The sequence below is a fragment of the Mesorhizobium sp. M4B.F.Ca.ET.143.01.1.1 genome (assembly GCF_004792275.1).
Lineage (GTDB): Bacteria > Pseudomonadota > Alphaproteobacteria > Rhizobiales > Rhizobiaceae > Mesorhizobium > Mesorhizobium abyssinicae.
Genome location: NZ_SRSR01000003.1, coordinates 71,522 through 85,918 on the forward strand (window position 1 = coordinate 71,522; position 14,397 = coordinate 85,918).

Below are 14,397 nucleotides of genomic sequence, written 5' to 3' on the forward strand. Positions count from 1 at the left end.
TCAAGCTGAGATTGCGACTCTCCCGGATCCGTATCCAAACCCATGGAAGGGACGAGACGCGACCATGAGCGGGAACGGCTCAGCCCATACCAAGACGCAATAATTTAGGTTACCTTTCCGGGGCTGAGCTATCGCGACCTATGGTCGGGTCGCATCACTTGGGAGACCTTCGTCCAATCTCAAAGCCGCATCATGCGTCGATCGCTATTTCAGAAGTATTTCTTCGTCTTGTTCGCCGCGGCCATTTTTCCGATCGCTGCCGGTGGCATCAGCAACACGTGGTTCAGCTATGTCGACCAGCATGCGATCCTCAGTGCCCTGCTGCAGTCCGAGGCAACATCGGCGGCCGACAAAATTGAGAGCTTTCTTGACGGCATCCAGCTTCCGCTAGGCTCGACGATCCCCCCGGAAGGATCGAATATGGCCAGCGTGAAACAGCTTCGGCTTCTTGCCGTACGAGCGATGCACGAGGTCCCGGGAATCCTCAGCATCAGTATTGTCGACGGTACTGGCGCGGAGCGGCTGCACATCTCTCGCATTGGCAAAAACAGGACAGAAAGCGGGGCGGATCGCTCAGGCGATCCCGCTGTCGTGGGCCTCAGGACGGCGAAGGTGTGGTACGGTCCAGTCATTTATCGCCCGGGGTCCGAACCCTCCCTAACCATGGCGATGGCCAGCTACGACAATTTAGCCGTCGCCAACTCGGTCATCGCCGAAATCAGTCTGAAGCCGATCTGGCTCATCGTTTCCGAAATCCGCGTGGGCCGCAGCGGCCAGGGATTTGTCATCGACCAGGCCGGCCGCCTCATCGCTCACCCCGCGATCAGCAAAGTGATGGAGGGCGCGGACGAGAAAGCAGCGCTGGCCCTGCGCGAATTGCGGGATGCGAGCGCTGCCGCAGGCGGCACTGCGATTGCAAGCCGCAACGCCGAGAATGAACGCGTTGTGATTGCTGGCGCGCCGGTTACCGCGGCCGGCTGGACGGTAATTGTCGAGCAGTCGCAGGCAGAGGCTTTTGCGCCTCTATACGCTTCATTGTGGCGGACCGGCGGGTTGTTGTTCCTCGCCACAGTCCTTGCGGCGGTGCTCGCATACTGGCTTGCCAGACGGATGAGCGGGCCTATTCTCCTGTTGGAGGAGGGCGCTCTCAAGATCGGTGCCGGACAGTTCGATCACCGGCTCACCATCTCCACTGGAGACGAACTTGAACGGTTGGCTGCTCGGTTCAACCAAATGGCGCAGGAACTTGCCACATCGCGGGACCGCGCGGAACGACTGACGCGGTTGAAGCGCTTCCTTGCACCACAGGTTGCGGAACTCGTAGAGAAGGCCGGTGACGAGCGAATGCTCGCTGGACAGCGCGCAGAAGTAGTCGCTGTTTTTAGCGACTTGCGTGGCTTTACTGCATTTTCATCGCACGCTGAGCCTGAGAACCTCATGCAGGTTCTGCGCGAGTACTATGAGGCGCTCGGCGCGATAATCACCAAGTATGAAGCAACGCTGACCAGTTTTTCGGCGGATGGATTGATGATCCTCGTCAACGCCCCGGTTCCATGTGAAGAGCCGGCGCTTCATGCCGTAAGAATGGCTGTCGACATGCAGGATTCCACACAAGAGCTCATATCTGATTGGCGGCAGCGTGGTTATGAGATCGGCTTCGGCATGGGTCTCGCTATGGGGTGGGCAACGGTGGGTCGGATTGGCTATGAGGCCCGCGCTGACTACACCGCAATTGGCAATGTCGTGAACTTGGCGTCGAGGCTGTGTTCGTCCGCTGAAGATCGCCAAATCCTTATCGATTATTCCGTGGCGCGCCATTTGCCTGGTAACATGCCGATCGTTGACCTCGGCACGCGCCAGTTCAAAGGCCTCGAAGGGCACGTTCGCGTCTACAATGTTGAGACGCAAGGAAGCGAACGACCGAATTTAGATTCTGCTGAGAATGACGCCAGGCAAAAGGGCTAAGCTCCTCTGCATCAACGTCCGCAATCGCCGCCGCTCTTCAGCCTCGCGGCAAGCCACTTTGCTCAATGAGATCAATTGGGTTAGTCTCGCAATATGCGCCATCGCTGATAAACCATTTCGCTGAGGGGGCGAAAGTTCATGGAGATGCAGCAGGTCCGCTATTTTTTGGCCCTGTCCAATACGTTGAATTTCACCAGAGCGGCCGAAGAGTGCAACGTCACGCAGCCGGCGCTTACGCGCGCCATCAAGACGCTTGAAGAGGAACTGGGCGGAGAGCTGCTTCGGCGCGAGCGCCAGCATTCGCACCTCACCGAACTTGGGCGCCGCATGCTGCCGCTGCTGCAGCAGTGTTATGATGCCGCCACTTCCGCCAAATCGCTTGCCAAGGCAGTGCAAAGCAGCGACGTCGCGCCGCTCAATGTCACGATCTCGAACAGCGTCAATATCGCGCTGCTGGTGTCGCCGTTTACGGAGCTTTTCCGGGCCTATCCCGGCGTTCACCTCAAGATCAACCGTGGTTCGCCGGCTGCCGTCATCGACGCGCTGAAAAGTGGTGATGCCGAACTGGCGATTGCCGGGCCGCTGGGACAGGCCTGGGATCGCCTGGACGTGTGGCCGCTGTTTCAGGAGGAGATTGAGCTCGCCGTAAATTCCGATCATCCGCTGGCCCGGCGCAATGAGGCCGATGTCTCGCTGGCCCAGCTTGCGGCAGAGCCTGTGCTCAGCCGGATCGATTGGGAGACGAGCGAGGAGCTGTCGCGCTGCCTTTCCGCAAAAGGCTACTCGCCTCGAACCGCGCATGAAGTAGAAACCGACCAGGACCTACTCGCGCTGCTCGAGGCCAATGCCGGGGTCGGCTTTGTCTCGCTTACGGCGCCGCGATCCTCGAACACCCGGCGGCTCAAGCTTCGCGATCTGGACGTCTCGCGGATCGTTTCCGTTTATGCGGTTGCCGGCAGGCAGCGCTCGCCTGTCGCGACAACGCTGCTCAACCTGCTGAGGTCAGCAGATTGGTCGACATTCGGCGTCAGCGAGCCCGCCTGAGCGCCGCGATCATCTCGTCAACGTCCATGCGCCGGCGGTAGTCCGGATCGACGAAGCGATCCGCGATGATGCCGTTCGTCCCGACGATGAAGGTGGCTGGGATCGGCAGAAACCAGCTGCTGTTGCCCTGGTACTTGGGCAGATCGAGCCCCAGGCCCATCAGCCGCTCCATCTCTGCACCGACCCAGATCGCAAGGTTGAGGGACAATGCGTAGCCGTTATCCATGTCGACCAGAAACGGAAACTGCGCGCCAACCGCGGCCTTCATGGCTTTGGCGAATTTGCGCCGCTCGGGCATGATCACGACCACCTGTCCACCAAGCTCAGCGATCTCGCGCTGCACCTCGACGATGCCGATGGCGTTCAAGCGGCAGTAGGGGCACCAGTGCCCACGCTGGAAGGTGATGACGGCTGGGCCCCTGGCGAGGATTTCCGACAGGCTGACGAGCTTGCCATCGTCATCAGGCAACAGGAAACCGGGCATGGCATCGCCCGGAGCCGGCGCCATGGTCCCGGCCCCTTGTTTCTCAAGGCGATCCACCAGTCGCTCTACAGCGTCCGCGAACTCCGAGTTCAGACGGCGAACCGCCGCGGCAACCACAGCCAGCCGTTCGTTGAGAGGCGCATCAAGTTCGATGGCTGCCTGGACGGACTGCTCGAATGTCATTGCCTGGTCGTCGGCGGTCATGTCTGCACTTTCACGCGTCCTGCACAGCCTACCACCGGAGCCCCTCGGCCATTGCCATGTTTTTCCTGCATGGTTTCGATGCCCCCCGTGCATCGTCGCATGCCAGGTTCCTGTTCCATTCGCCTCCCAACCAGGTATCCCCCGACGATCCGATCCGCCGGCACACTTTGGGCGACATGCATCAGTGAAGCTTGATCCGCGGTCTTGCCCGCCTGACGATGATCTCGCCTATCGCAGCCAGCATGGTCTTCGCCAGTCCGTGCACCGCCTTGAGATGCATCTTGTATAGCGAGCGATAGACAAGCCTTGCAACGAGACCTTCGATCTTCAGCCCTCCGATCAGGCTGCCAAACGCGCCGTAGTCGGCCAACGAGACCACGGAACCATAGTCGCGGTAGCGATACGCCGGCGCGGCACGCCCTGCGAGACGAGTTGCGATCACCTTCACCATGTGGTCTGCCTGCTGATGGGCCGTCTGGGCTCGCGGCGGCAAGGCGTTGTCTTCGCCCGGCAGCATGCAGTTCGCACAGTCGCCGATCGCGAATACATGCTCGTCTCCAACCGCCCGCAGGGTTTCGTCGACGACCAGCCGGTTGATGCGGTCGGTTTCGAGGCCATCGAGATCCCTCAGGAAATCCGGCGCCTTGATGCCGGCCGCCCATACCACCAATTCGGCCGGCACAAACAGCTTTTCGCCTAGCCGGATACCGTCTTCGGTCACTTCGGTGACCTTGATGCCGCAACGCATCTGCACGCCAAGTTTGATCAGCAAGCGTGCCGTCGCGCGCGCCATCTGCTCAGGCAGCGCCGGGAGAATCCTCGACCCGGCTTCGACGATGGTGATGCGGATCAGCCTTTCGAAGTCGATGTTGTCGAGATTGTGCGATGCAATTTCACGCATCGACTTGTGCAGCTCCGCGGCCAGTTCAACGCCGGTTGCGCCAGCGCCGACGATGACGCAATGGAGCTGACCGGGCGACAGCTGCTCGTATTGCGCGTTGGCACGAAGGCATGCATCGATCATGCGCCTGTTGAACCGGGCGGCCTGCTCCGCGGTGTCGAGCGAAATGGCGTGGCGCGCGGCGCCCGGCGTGCCGAAATCGTTGCTGACGCTGCCGACTGCCATTACCAGCGTGTCGTAGCCAAGAACGCGTGGCGGTATGACCTGCCGGCCGTCATCGTCGAAGCTGGGCGCAACAAAGACCTGGCGCTTTGCACGGTCAACGCCGACGACCTCGCCGATGCGGTACCGATAGCCGTGTCGGCTGGCATGGGCGATATATTCGACGGCGTCGTGCGACGCGCTCAAGGCGCCGGACGCCACCTCATGCAATAGCGGTTTCCAGATATGGGTGCGGTTTCGATCGACAAGCGTGACCGAAAGCCGCCGGTTGCCGAACTTGCGGCCGAGGCGCGTCGCCAGTTCCAGGCCGCCGGCGCCGCCGCCGACAATGACCACGCGGTGCAGTGACTTGTCCGCGTGCGAGGGAGTCTCCGGGATGGTGCGGAACAGCGCGGCATTGTTGGCCAGAACGGCTTCAGGAATGAGCCGCTTACCTGGAGTGATGATCTGCATCGGTGGTCTCCCATCCCTTCTTTGGCGCGGCGCATCACTCTTGGGATTCGTGGATCACGATGCCCTGAAGCATGTCGACCTCGCACTCCCAGGGCTTGTCCGCGAGGACGCGCTGCCCATGTCCGTATCCCGCCTGCCAGCGGGTGCGGATGCCTGAGCGGGTGAAGTCGATGTCCTTGGTGTGGTCCTCGCCGTCGAGGCGCGGCGAAAGCAGCCGGACGAGATGCATGACCGACGGACAGCCGTAAGACGCGAGTTCCTTGAACATCGGATCCTCGCGACGCTCCTCGGGCACGAGCTTTCCCATTTCGCGCACGACGTGGCGCAAACGATGCAGTTGCTCCTGGCGGGCGACATGGCTCTTGCCGCGGCTGGCGTATTGAAGATCCTTCTGCCGCCCCATGACCTGCCAGATCGATTTCGGCTCGGTGGCGCGGGGCTGCCACATATTGACGGCAAAGATCAGCGCGTCGCGCCGCGGACGCTCGTCCAGAACGACCTCGATCGGCGTGTTCGAATAGATGCCGCCGTCCCAGTAAGGCTCGCCGTCGATGCAGACCGCCGGAAACGCTGGCGGTAGAGCGCCCGACGCCATGATATGCGCCGGCGACAGGATCATCTCGCGCGTGTCGAAGTATTTGAGCTCGCTGGTGTTGACGTTGACCGCGCCGACCGTCAGTCGCGTGTGGCGACCGTTGAGGTAGTCGAAGTCGATCAGATTGTTCAGCGTCCTTTTGAGCGGATCTGTCGTGTAGTAGGACGCGTTCTCGACACCGACCTCGCGGTTCACTCCAAACATCGCGCTTGGGTTCGGTTCGAAAAAGCCAGGGATGCCGCGCATCACCGTGCCCATGTTGGCGAAGATGTTGCTCGGAATCATCATCCGGAAAAACTCGTCGAGCGGACTGCTCCGGCTGACGCCGTCCCAGAACTCCTGAAGTCTGGGCAGGCGATCGCCGGGCTCGTTTCCTGCAATCAGCGCGGCGTTGATGGCGCCGATGGAGGTGCCTATGACCCAATCCGGTTCGATGCCGCCTTCGACCAGCGCCTGGTAGACACCGGCCTGATAGGCACCGAGAGCGCCACCGCCTTGAAGGACAAGGACTGTCTGACGCCTGACTTCGCCCTGGTGGCTGACCGCCGGTTCTGCTTCCGGGATAGACAGGTTTCGCGTGATCTTGTTCATGGCCTTCGGTCCTCGTGCAGGTCTAGTGAGCGGTCCAACCGCCTTCGATCGGCATCACGGCACCGGTGATCGACGCCGCCTCGTCCGACGCCAGGAACAGACAGAGCGCGGCAACCTGCTCGACGGTGACGAACTGCTTGGTCGGCTGCGCCGCGAGCAACACATCCTTGATCACCTGCTGCTCGGTGATGCCGCGGGCTCGCGCCGTGTCCGGGATCTGCTTCTCAACCAGCGGCGTGAGCACGTAGCCGGGGCAGACGGCGTTGACGGTGATGCCCTGTTCGGCGACTTCCAGCGCGACGGTCTTGGTCAAGCCGGCGACCCCGTGCTTGGCTGCGACATAGGCGGACTTATAGGGCGATGCGACGAGTGCGTGTGCTGAGGCCACGTTGATGATGCGACCCCATTTGCGTGCCTTCATCGCCTGTAACGCACGCCGGATCGTATAGAACGAAGACATAAGATCGATCGCGACGACCGCCTCCCATTTCTCGATCGGGAAGTCATCGATCGGCGCGACATGTTGAATGCCGGCGTTGTTGACCAGTATGTCGACTGCGCCGAATTCATCGATGGCCTTGTCCATCATCGCCGTGATCGCAACGCCCTTGCTCATGTCGGCATTGTCGTAGCGGACGGTGACCCCATGATCGCCGGCGAGCTTCGCCCGCAGGCGTTCGATTTCGACGGCATCGCCAAAACCATTCAGGACGATGTTGCAGCCCTTGGCGGCGAAGGCTTCGGCTATGCCTTGCCCGATGCCGCTGGTCGAACCGGTGATGAGCGCTGTCTTGCCACTGAGCATCGTTGTTTCCCTGTGTCTGGAACCGCAGGCAAATGGGCCGGCGGCTGCTTGGCGCCGAGCTGCAGCGCTCGGCTCTGGATCTGCGGGCCAGTATGGCGAGCCGCCTGAAACCGCGGAAATGCCGTTGAGACATGGATTCGATAGCCGACAGTCTGACCGGCGCGCCTCGCGGTGCAGGTCCGCAGGCCGGGTTGTTTGACGTTACGGCAACTAGTAATATTGCTCGGCAACGCCGGGGCATCCGGAACCGCCCCCGAGGGGAAGCGTGCAGTGGAGATCAGCCAGGTCCGATACTTCTTGGCCGTCGCCAAGGAGCTGAATTTCACCAGGGCGGCCGAGCAGTGCAATGTCACGCAGCCCGCGCTGTCGCGCGCAATCAAGCTTCTCGAGGATGAATTCGGCGGGCCGCTCTTCCACCGTGAGCGCCGCTTCACTCACCTCACCGAGCTCGGCCGCATGGTCGAGACCTATCTTGAGGGCGTCTTCGAGAACTCTCGCCAGGCAAAGCAGATTGCCGAACAATATGTGACCCTGAAGAAGATGCCGCTCAAGGTTGGCATCATGAGCACGATCGCTCCGGACGAGATCATCGAGCTCATCGCGGGCGTTCGCGCGCACCACCCCGGCGTCGAGTTGCATCTTTGCGATGCGGACGCGGTGAGCCTCAGGAGAAGGCTGCTCGAGGGTGAACTCGAGGCCGCCATCTATGCGTTGCCTTCAGACGTCCCCGACGAGGAAGTGCACTCACTGCCGCTGTTCCAAGAGCAGATGGTGATGGCCGTTCACCTGGCTCATCGCCTTGCCAACCAGCGCGTTGTGCGGGTGAAGGACATGAGCAACGAAAGCTACATCCACCGCAACAATTGCGAGTTCGCGGGCTACGCGGATGCCATCCTTGCGGAGCAAGGCGTCACCGTCAGTCCGGTTTACTGGAGTGACCGTGACGACTGGACATTGGCGATGATCGCTGCCGGGCTTGGGTTCGGCTTCATGCCCGAGCATACCGCCAAGCATCCTGGCGTGGTGCCCCTGCCGATCACCGAACCGGAATTCTGGCGAGAGGTCAATCTCGTCACAGTGCGCGGCCGCAGGCATTCGCCCGCGGTCGGCGCACTGGTGCGCGAGGCCACGCAGAAGAAGTGGTTCGGCGAGCGGGTGAAAGCATTGTCCGCCGCCGAGTAGGGGCCGCCGGCGCCAGCCAGCGTGCTGCACATGCCCAGCCACTAGATCTCGGCACTCAGTTCTTTTTGACGGTCGAGGTCACGGACTGGATCACCTCGGTGGCCATCTTGAACTGCGCCTGCCGGTCAGTGATGCCGTGGCGCTTGGCAATCCAGTCGAAGTCGCTGTAGGCAGCGTAAACTTGCCCGTCGGGCGTCTGGTAGACCAGCACGCGCACCGGCCAGTCCAGGCCGGCCTCGGGATTTGAGGTGATGAACGTCGTGCCGAGGGCCGGATTGCCGAACATGACGAGCCGCGAAGGCCTGACATCGTTGCCGGCATTGTTGCCAAGCCGTGCCTGGTCGATGACGCCGAAGAACTTGATGCCTTTCTTGAGCACGTCCTTCTTGATGCGGGCGACGGTCTCGGCGACGGAATAGTCGCTCTTTACGGTGACAACGCCGTCCGATGCGGCTGCCGGGAGGGCAACGGCGATCAGCAGAGCGGCGCCTGCGAGCAGAGTTTTCAGTTGGTTGATCATGTCAGTCTCCTTGGTTGGATAACAGTTTTTCAGGTTGATGCTCAGGCCTTCGGTGTTTGCAGCACACGCGCGATCGCAATCGCGCTGGCGAGAACGGCGACAAGCACGGCCACGCAGGCGGTCCACCCAATGCGGTCGTAGACTTGTCCGATGACGAAGCTGCCGGCGAGGCCGCCGCCGTAGTAGGACGCGAGATAGATGCCGCTCGCGGCGGCGCGATCGCGCGACGCGGTCCGGCTGACATGTCCGGTCGCTATCGCCTGCGCAAGGAAGGTGCCGATAGCAACCAGCGCCATTCCGGCGAGGACGACGGGAAGGCTCGGAGCGAGCAGCAGAAGCAAACCGGCGATCGCCAGCCCGAGCGTCAGTCCGACCCCCGCCCTCGGCCCGAGACGCGAGGCCACGCGCCCGGCGAGTGGAGTAGTCAACATTGAGGGCAGGAAGACGAAGTAGACCACGCCGAGGGCCATCGGGGTCAAAGACAGGGGCACTGCTACGAGCTGGAAGTTCACGTAGGTGAACGTGCCGATAAAGACGAAGAGGATCAGGAAGCCGATCGCGAAACAGGCGCGCAGCTCGACGTTTTGCAATGGTGCTTTCCAGTCCCCGCGGGCAGTCCCGCCAGTCCCGTCCCCACGCATCATGGCCGAGGTCTTCTGCAGCGTGAACCAGACAAGAGCGGCGCCGAACAGATTGAGGGCGGCGAAAGTCAGGAAGTTTGAAGAGATGCCGAATGTGTCGGCCACGGCAGCCGACATGAGCCGGCCGAAGAAGTTGCTGGCGACATTGCCGGTCACATAGGCCGCGAGCGCGCTGGTCGTCTGCCGGGCGGAAAAATGCTCTGCCAGGTAAGCCATCGTCAACGTAAAGGCGGTCGACATGCAGAGGCCTTGCGCTATGCGCAGCAAGGCAAAAACGACGATGCTGTCGGTCTGCGAAAGCAGCGTTGTCGGTATCGCCAGGATGACCAGGCTGATCCAGATGCCGTTGCGGCGATCAATGCCGCGTCCGAAGAGCGCGATGGCGATGCCCGCCACCGCCATGCCGAACGTGCTGGCGTTGACGGCGAAGCCCATGGTGGCGCGGCTGACGCCGAATTTCACCACCAGCGAAGGCAGGATGGCCTGGGTGGCAAACAGATCAACGAGCGTCAGGAACGCAATCAAGGCGATCAGGCCGAAGCGCCAGCCGTCTGCGGCCACTGAGCGAAGCCGCGTTGGTTCGGTATGTTCACTCGTCGTCATGACAGGCTCCGTTGCCCCGTCCCCGGGCGATCGCCAGAGGACGGGCTTTTGGTTTCTGATGTCGGGATAGCTTGGCCGCGACGAACGGCTCACATCATGTGGTCTTCGTGCATCGCGGGCGGCAGGACGTCGGCGGAATAGAGGACGGCCGGAACCTTGCCATTGTTCTTCCACCAGTGGGCAAGCTGACCGAACTCGGCGGTTACGTCGCCGGCCGGATGTTCGATGCCGACCTTGCAGGTGCTGCGATATTCGGTGATCGAACCCTCGACGATCAGGATGTTGGCCGGGCGGACATTGTGCTCGTGCCAAGGCACGACGCCGCCGGGCTGAACGACGAGCTTGCGAAGGCGCAGCATGTTGCCTTTCCAGGCCTCGCCCTTGCTGCTCAGATCGATTGCGGAAAGGACCGTGTCGGTCACACCCACCGGCTTGCTGGGATGTTCCTGGATGTCGGTCGTCGCGGCCTGGCCGGCAGGACAGTCGCCGGCGAAAACCGGGGCCACCGAAAACGCGGCGGTGGCGGTGAGAAGTCCGAGTGTCAGCGCCAGCTTCAGCGGCACCTGCAATGCAATAGTCTTGGAAGCCATGTCGATTTCTCCTTTGTCGGTGCCCAATCGCGGAAGCGGGGCATGAGAGGAGAGTGACGGGAGCCTCGATGAAAGAGAAATGCTGACTGGCTCTTAATTCGATACCTGAAAACTATCGTTGGCTGTCCTGGATGCATGAAGAAGGCGCACGACAGGACTTGAGGCGCGCCACAACCATTTCTTCAGTTTTCTTCAGGCTGCGGTCTTACGGATTGCTTGAGCGAGGGCACTCTCAGGCCAGCCATGCGCCTTGACGCTGTTGACGAAGGCAGAGGCCGCTGGCGAGAACCTGCGCCCCGCCACGACCACCAGAGAGACTTCCCGCCAGACCTCGGGATCGATGACTGGCCGGATCTGCAAGCCTGGGATCACCGCGCTGAACTCCGGGATGAAGCAGATGCCAAGCCCCCCGGAAACCATGTTCTGGATCCAGTCCTCGCGCTCGCTCGCATAGGAGATCCTGAGTTTGACGCCACGGTCGTTGCACAGACCGGCGAGATGATCGCGATACTCGCAGTTCAGCCGCCTGAGATAATTTTCGCCGTCGAGTTCGGAGATGGCGACATTGTCGTTGCGGGCCAGCCGATGGCCGTTTGGAAAGGCCAGGACGAAGCGCTCGCGATAGAGCGGCGTGGCATCGAACCGTTCTGGAAAACTGTCGCTGGACGCCATGATGGCAACGTCGATTTCACCGGATTCGAGCAGTTGCGACAGCGAAGCGGGCACACCTTCCACCAGCTGCAGTTGGATGCCTTGCTGGCGCCTGTTGAAATCGGCCAGCAGGCCGGTGAAGCGGCGCGGGCCTATGGTGCACATGACGCCAACCTTGAGGTTGGCATTTTCCAGGCACAAAAATCTCGAGGCCTCCTGCCGCACTCCGGTCAGCTCATCGAGGATCTGCTGAAACCGCGGCCGCAGCAAAGCACCCAGATCGGTGAGGTGGGTCAGGTTTCGCTCACGGCGAAACAGCAGGCCACCGACCTCTTCCTCGAGCTGCTGGATCGCACGTGACAGCGCAGGCTGGGTGACGTTGCATCTTTCGCCCGCGCGCGTGAAGTTTCGGGTCTCGCAGACGGCCAGGAAGTAGCGGATGTGATGGATGTCCATAAGTATCGTCCCTCGAGCAGCACAGGTGCATTTCCAGCTCGAAGACTGCCGCAAGGAACGGGATCACGCCAATGCGCGGGGGCTATAAAGTCGATAGCGTTTCGTCATGCGACGATGACGGGCCAAGGCCCGCCATCTGGTCGTGTAGCGTCAGCTGTGATGGCCGAGGGCAAAGAGTTGGGCGCAGAACTGTGCATGCGGCTTGCTCATGGCGGCGTCGTTGCATTCCTTCATCATTGCGTTCTGCGTCGATTTCGGCGTGGCCTTCCACGCCGTCTCGAAATCGGCGCTCGACTTCATCGTCTTCATGCCGGAATCGGTGAAGAAGGGCTGCATGTTGGAAGGCTCGTCGAGGGCGCCGGCGAAGGCAACGCCGCCAAGAACGGAAAGGGCAAAAGCGCCGAGGCAGACAGCTTTTGGATTCATTTTCAAGTCCTTTTCTGGTCGAGTAGTCGTCCTATCGACAACCGTTTGATTGATTGACAGCAATTGAGAATTTCTGGGTTTCTCGTTGCTGGCTTTGATCTTGCGACAATCAGCCGGCAAGCTGCCAATGCCATCTGCGTATCGAGGTTATGCCGGGCGTGCATCTCGTAGATGCCTACGATCGCACTGCTAGTTAGCTCCGCCCAAAGCGAGGACTTTGGCGCAGAACTGGGCGTGGGGCTTACTCATCGCCGGGTCGTTGCATGCCTTTGTCATCTTGACGCGATCATGCTTCGACAGAGCGAACCAGGCGTTCTTGAACCCAGCCATCGGTTTCATCGTCTTCATCGTGGCGTCCGTATAGAAGCTCGGAAATGCAGCGAAGTCACTGAACGGGTTGGCGGACGCAGGGTACGCACCAACGCCAATTGCAAACGCTGCCAGACAGGCAAGTAGTCTTCTCATCATTGATCTCCTTTCCAGGCGGCGGCTCTGGCAACAGCGCCAGGGCTGGCAACGCGCGTCGCCTCGTCTGATCGGGATGAAGAGTGCGGCGCGCGAAGACCGGCAGCCAATGCAATCTGCCTATGGACTTCATGCCACCTTGGCATTTCGGCTGATCAAGAAGATGCGGCAGTCTCATTCCAGTCGCCTTGTTGACGATCTTGGGATGGAGACGAAACCATGCTTGCCCAGTCCCCGATTAGACCGGACCAGGCCGCCATTTCAGCGGTGGATCTTGGCTTGGAGGAACGGACGATCGACATCGTGCTGGCAAACGATGCCCATGGCGCGTTCGTCTGGGGCGTGCTCGATCGCCTGCTGGACGAAACGAACTGCCGCGTCAACGGCGTCACGGCGTCGGGTTTCGCAGCGATGGAGGCATCCGTCTTTGCCTACGGCCTGAGCGTCGGCGGCAGGCGCGGCGCGCGGATGGCACTGGCCAATTTCTGGCGGCGCATCAGCCACGCTTCGGTCTTTGCCGATGACAGAGCCAGCCTGCTTCGATCTATCCTGGAACAGTCAATTGATCTCAAGCAAATCCGTGATGAGGAATGCCCAGTGAAACTGGGCGTGTTAGCCGTCAACGCGCGCACGGATGCGGTAAAGATATTCACGAGCGACCAGTTGTCGATCGATGCGATCGTCGCGGCAGCCACGATCCCCTTCCTTTCGCCGCCTGTCGAGATCGACGGCGATGCCTATTGGGGTGAGGGCGACGTCTTCCAGTCGCCGCGCCTCGTATCAGCTGAAGGTCGCCATCGCCTGATTATCGCCGGCAAGCCTTCCGTCTTCACCACGCCGTGTCCGGATCGCAGCACCGCAGCCGGTCATTGCCTGACGAAATGCGCGCCGGTTCACACCATATTCGACAGTCGATACCGTGCCGGAGCTCCGCTGCTGTTGCGGCCCTGGACCGACTGGGGCGAACTGACCGACATGCGCGACAGGGGGCGGCAGCGTGCAGCAGCCTGGCTTGCCGCTGATCCTCTGCGCGCTGATGAAAGCCCGGTCGCAGCCTGCGGGAGACGATACATCTAGGCGCCTCGCTCCCCGCCTAGCCGCGCCTGCATCGCATACTCCCGAACGCAGGTGCCAAGCCCTCCGGTGCCCCCGCCGGAGGGCTTTTTCGCGCCGCCTTCCGGGACATAGGGAGTGCGTATCAAATCCATGCCGAGACAGCATTTCAGCTCGGCGTCACGATCGGGCAGACTGATCTGCAGACGGGCCTCGAGGCCGGTCTTTCACTCGAAACGCCAACCAGGAGACAAGCCTGTGATCAACACCAAGACCCTCATCGGATCGGCCCTCGCGGCCGCTACTTCGCTTGCCGCGACAGCGGCCTACAGCGGCCCGGCCGCCAAGCCCGGCTTCGCCTTCGAGAAGTGCTACGGCGTCGTCAAGGCCGGCCAGAACGACTGCCAGACCGCGACGCATTCCTGCGCCGGCACCGCAACCGCCGACAACCAGCCGGATTCCTGGCTCTACGTGCCCGCAGGCAGCTGCGCCAAGATCACCGGCGGCAGCGACAAGCCGAAAGCCTGAGCAATCCAGACTTCGAGC

The 14,397-nt window shown here is 61.5% G+C and carries 15 protein-coding genes; 5 read left to right on the top strand and 10 right to left on the bottom strand.

What is annotated here, in order from left to right; translation table 11 throughout:
* The first annotated feature begins 192 nt into the window (after positions 1-192).
* Both EN786_RS07840 and EN786_RS07845 read left to right on the top strand, forming a co-directional pair.
* The gene (locus tag EN786_RS07840; RefSeq protein WP_127309266.1) at positions 193-1,965 is read left to right on the top strand and encodes an adenylate/guanylate cyclase domain-containing protein; all 1,773 of its coding nucleotides are present in this window, start codon (positions 193-195) and stop codon (positions 1,963-1,965) included.
* 138 nt (positions 1,966-2,103) lie between these two features.
* A complete protein-coding gene (locus EN786_RS07845) occupies positions 2,104-3,009 on the top strand; it encodes a LysR substrate-binding domain-containing protein (protein WP_127309265.1) in 906 nt (301 codons plus the stop codon).
* Here the strand turns inward: EN786_RS07845 and EN786_RS07850 are convergent.
* The 4 genes from EN786_RS07850 to EN786_RS07865 all read right to left on the bottom strand — a co-directional run bounded on the left by EN786_RS07850 (position 2,993) and on the right by EN786_RS07865 (position 7,264).
* The gene (locus EN786_RS07850) at positions 2,993-3,697 is read right to left on the bottom strand and encodes a peroxiredoxin-like family protein (RefSeq protein ID WP_127309264.1); all 705 of its coding nucleotides are present in this window, start codon (positions 3,695-3,697) and stop codon (positions 2,993-2,995) included. The two genes, EN786_RS07845 and EN786_RS07850, sit on opposite strands and share 17 nt — an antisense overlap.
* A gap of 181 nt (positions 3,698-3,878) precedes the next feature.
* Positions 3,879-5,273: an NAD(P)/FAD-dependent oxidoreductase gene (locus EN786_RS07855; RefSeq protein WP_189524275.1), complete on the bottom strand. Its 1,395-nt coding sequence runs from the start codon at positions 5,271-5,273 to the stop codon at positions 3,879-3,881.
* A 34-nt stretch (positions 5,274-5,307) separates the two neighbouring features.
* Positions 5,308-6,459, bottom strand: a complete 1,152-nt coding sequence (locus EN786_RS07860) for a patatin-like phospholipase family protein (protein ID WP_127309263.1) — start codon at positions 6,457-6,459, stop codon at positions 5,308-5,310.
* Positions 6,460-6,481: 22 nt separating this feature from the next.
* On the bottom strand, positions 6,482-7,264 hold the full coding sequence (locus tag EN786_RS07865) for a 3-hydroxybutyrate dehydrogenase (protein ID WP_127309262.1): 783 nt from the start codon (positions 7,262-7,264) through the stop codon (positions 6,482-6,484).
* Between the two features lie 219 nt (positions 7,265-7,483).
* Between EN786_RS07865 and EN786_RS07870 the strand changes: the two genes are divergently transcribed.
* Complete coding sequence (locus EN786_RS07870; protein WP_245478159.1) at positions 7,484-8,446, top strand: LysR family transcriptional regulator; 963 nt, start codon at positions 7,484-7,486, stop codon at positions 8,444-8,446.
* Positions 8,447-8,501: 55 nt separating this feature from the next.
* Here EN786_RS07870 and EN786_RS07875 read toward each other — a convergent pair whose 3' ends face one another.
* The 6 genes from EN786_RS07875 to EN786_RS07900 all read right to left on the bottom strand — a co-directional run bounded on the left by EN786_RS07875 (position 8,502) and on the right by EN786_RS07900 (position 12,798).
* Positions 8,502-8,966 carry a DUF302 domain-containing protein gene (locus tag EN786_RS07875; RefSeq protein ID WP_127283469.1) on the bottom strand — a complete coding sequence of 155 codons (465 nt, stop codon included), beginning with the start codon at positions 8,964-8,966 and terminating at the stop codon, positions 8,502-8,504.
* A gap of 41 nt (positions 8,967-9,007) precedes the next feature.
* Positions 9,008-10,210 carry an MFS transporter gene (locus EN786_RS07880; protein WP_127309268.1) on the bottom strand — a complete coding sequence of 401 codons (1,203 nt, stop codon included), beginning with the start codon at positions 10,208-10,210 and terminating at the stop codon, positions 9,008-9,010.
* 89 nt (positions 10,211-10,299) lie between these two features.
* Positions 10,300-10,800, bottom strand: coding sequence for a cupin (locus EN786_RS07885; protein WP_127283467.1), 501 nt, complete (start codon positions 10,798-10,800; stop codon positions 10,300-10,302).
* A 192-nt stretch (positions 10,801-10,992) separates the two neighbouring features.
* The gene (locus tag EN786_RS07890; RefSeq protein ID WP_127283466.1) at positions 10,993-11,907 is read right to left on the bottom strand and encodes a LysR family transcriptional regulator; all 915 of its coding nucleotides are present in this window, start codon (positions 11,905-11,907) and stop codon (positions 10,993-10,995) included.
* Between the two features lie 150 nt (positions 11,908-12,057).
* Positions 12,058-12,333, bottom strand: coding sequence for a hypothetical protein (locus tag EN786_RS07895; RefSeq protein WP_127309261.1), 276 nt, complete (start codon positions 12,331-12,333; stop codon positions 12,058-12,060).
* A 189-nt stretch (positions 12,334-12,522) separates the two neighbouring features.
* On the bottom strand, positions 12,523-12,798 hold the full coding sequence (locus EN786_RS07900; RefSeq protein WP_135908134.1) for a hypothetical protein: 276 nt from the start codon (positions 12,796-12,798) through the stop codon (positions 12,523-12,525).
* Positions 12,799-13,017: 219 nt separating this feature from the next.
* Here EN786_RS07900 and EN786_RS07905 point away from each other — a divergent pair, with 219 nt between their 5' ends.
* Complete coding sequence (locus EN786_RS07905) at positions 13,018-13,875, top strand: hypothetical protein (RefSeq protein WP_127309259.1); 858 nt, start codon at positions 13,018-13,020, stop codon at positions 13,873-13,875.
* Between the two features lie 234 nt (positions 13,876-14,109).
* Complete coding sequence (locus tag EN786_RS07910) at positions 14,110-14,379, top strand: DUF2282 domain-containing protein (RefSeq protein WP_127283463.1); 270 nt, start codon at positions 14,110-14,112, stop codon at positions 14,377-14,379.
* Positions 14,380-14,397: the final 18 nt, after the last annotated feature.

Bases quoted from the DNA above. Each gene is read 5' to 3' on its own strand.
- EN786_RS07840 (WP_127309266.1), top strand. From the start codon at position 193: ATGCGTCGATCGCTATTTCAGAAGTATTTCTTCGTCTTGTTCGCCGCG.
- EN786_RS07845 (WP_127309265.1), top strand. From the start codon at position 2,104: ATGGAGATGCAGCAGGTCCGCTATTTTTTGGCCCTGTCCAATACGTTG.
- EN786_RS07850 (WP_127309264.1), bottom strand. From the start codon at position 3,697: ATGACCGCCGACGACCAGGCAATGACATTCGAGCAGTCCGTCCAGGCA.
- EN786_RS07855 (WP_189524275.1), bottom strand. From the start codon at position 5,273: ATGCAGATCATCACTCCAGGTAAGCGGCTCATTCCTGAAGCCGTTCTG.
- EN786_RS07860 (WP_127309263.1), bottom strand. From the start codon at position 6,459: ATGAACAAGATCACGCGAAACCTGTCTATCCCGGAAGCAGAACCGGCG.
- EN786_RS07865 (WP_127309262.1), bottom strand. From the start codon at position 7,264: ATGCTCAGTGGCAAGACAGCGCTCATCACCGGTTCGACCAGCGGCATC.
- EN786_RS07875 (WP_127283469.1), bottom strand. From the start codon at position 8,966: ATGATCAACCAACTGAAAACTCTGCTCGCAGGCGCCGCTCTGCTGATC.
- EN786_RS07880 (WP_127309268.1), bottom strand. From the start codon at position 10,210: ATGACGACGAGTGAACATACCGAACCAACGCGGCTTCGCTCAGTGGCC.
- EN786_RS07885 (WP_127283467.1), bottom strand. From the start codon at position 10,800: ATGGCTTCCAAGACTATTGCATTGCAGGTGCCGCTGAAGCTGGCGCTG.
- EN786_RS07890 (WP_127283466.1), bottom strand. From the start codon at position 11,907: ATGGACATCCATCACATCCGCTACTTCCTGGCCGTCTGCGAGACCCGA.
- EN786_RS07895 (WP_127309261.1), bottom strand. From the start codon at position 12,333: ATGAATCCAAAAGCTGTCTGCCTCGGCGCTTTTGCCCTTTCCGTTCTT.
- EN786_RS07900 (WP_135908134.1), bottom strand. From the start codon at position 12,798: ATGAGAAGACTACTTGCCTGTCTGGCAGCGTTTGCAATTGGCGTTGGT.
- EN786_RS07905 (WP_127309259.1), top strand. From the start codon at position 13,018: ATGCTTGCCCAGTCCCCGATTAGACCGGACCAGGCCGCCATTTCAGCG.